This is a genomic window from Acidovorax sp. KNOB132, from assembly GCF_057541515.1.
In genome coordinates this window covers 1-1,372 of the sequence record NZ_BAAJYT010000513.1, presented here as the reverse complement: position 1 = coordinate 1,372, position 1,372 = coordinate 1, and the positions used below count along the sequence as shown (strand labels likewise).

At 70.0% G+C, this 1,372-nt stretch carries 2 protein-coding genes; both read left to right on the top strand.

Annotated elements, in window-relative coordinates:
• Positions 1 to 708, top strand: a 708-nt coding sequence (locus AC27IO_RS24230; protein WP_498741217.1) for a protein-L-isoaspartate(D-aspartate) O-methyltransferase, incomplete at its 5' end; no start/stop codon positions are given.
• Between the two features lie 11 nt (positions 709 to 719).
• Positions 720 to 1,372: LysM peptidoglycan-binding domain-containing protein (locus AC27IO_RS24225; protein ID WP_498741216.1), on the top strand; the 653-nt coding region annotated here is incomplete at its 3' end.

The window sequence follows — 1,372 nt, the reverse complement described above, 5'->3', positions numbered from 1 at the left end:
CCGCCATCGCAGCCCGCGCGCGCCGCGATGCCCCCGCCCATGCCGCAGGGCGTGGGGCTCGATTCGGCCGCCGTGCGCGCGCGCATGGTGCAGCGCCTGGCGGCCTCGGGCATCGCATCGCCAGCCGTGCTGCAGGCCATGGGCTCGGTGGAGCGGCACCGCTTCGTGGACACCGCCTTCGTCAACCAGGCCTACGAAGACACCAGCCTGCCGATCGGGCTGGGCCAGACCATCTCCAAGCCGAGCATCGTCGCCCGCATGACGGAGCTGCTGCTGGGCGCGGAGGGCGCGCGCGCCGCCGGGCTGGGGCGCGTGCTGGAGATCGGCACCGGCTGCGGCTACCAGGCCGCAGTGCTCGGGCGCGTGGCCCGCGAGGTGTACACCATCGAACGTTTGCGCGCGTTGCACGAGAAGGCGCGCGACAACCTGCGTCCCTGGCGCCTCGCGAACGTGCACCTCATCTTCGGCGACGGCACGGTGGGCTACGCGAAAGGCGCGCCGTATGCGGCCATCATCGCCGCGGCAGGCGGCGAGACCCTCCCTCAGGCGTGGATCGACCAGCTGGCCGTGGGTGGCCGCCTCGTGGCGCCCATGGTGGGCGCCGGCGGCCACCAGGTGTTGCTGGTCATCGACAAAACGGCGCACGGATTGAAACAGAACGTTTTGGAGGCCGTTCATTTTGTCCCCCTAAAATCGGGGATTGCCTGAAGGGATTGCTTATGTTGGTTACGCGTGGTCTTGTTGGTTGGGGTTCGGTAGCGCTCGCAGCCTTGGTGCTGACGGGTTGCGGTACCCGCGTCAACAGGGCACCGGTGGAAGATCGTGGCACGTCCGCTTCCACATCCGCCTCCCAGCCCGGCATGGTGGTCGCTCCCGCGGCCAAGCCCCTGCCCGGTGCTGAAAACGCCGGCAAACCCGGCTACTACACGGTCAAGCCAGGAGATACCCTGATTCGCATCGGCTTGGAAAACGGCCAAAGCTGGAAGGACATCGCCCGCTGGAACAACCTGGACAACGCCAACCTCATCGAGGTTGGCCAGGTGCTCCGCGTGGCCGCGCCGTCGGCCACGCCAGCGCCCTCGGTGGCCAGCGATACCGGCGTGGTCACCCGCCCGGTCACCTCGTCCGCGATCGCCCCGGCCACCCCCGCCAGCGGTGCCAAGCCCGGCGCATCGGCCCCCGCCGTGGCCGCCGCCCCCGCTCCTGCGCCCAGCCCCGCGCCTGCGGCAACCGGCGGCGAGGACGACATGGCCTTCATCTGGCCATCGTCGGGTTCTCTCGTGGCGGGTTTCGACGAGGCCCGCAATAAGGGTTATGACATCGGCGGCAAGGCGGGCGACCCCGTGCTCGCCTCCGCGGATGGACGGGTCGC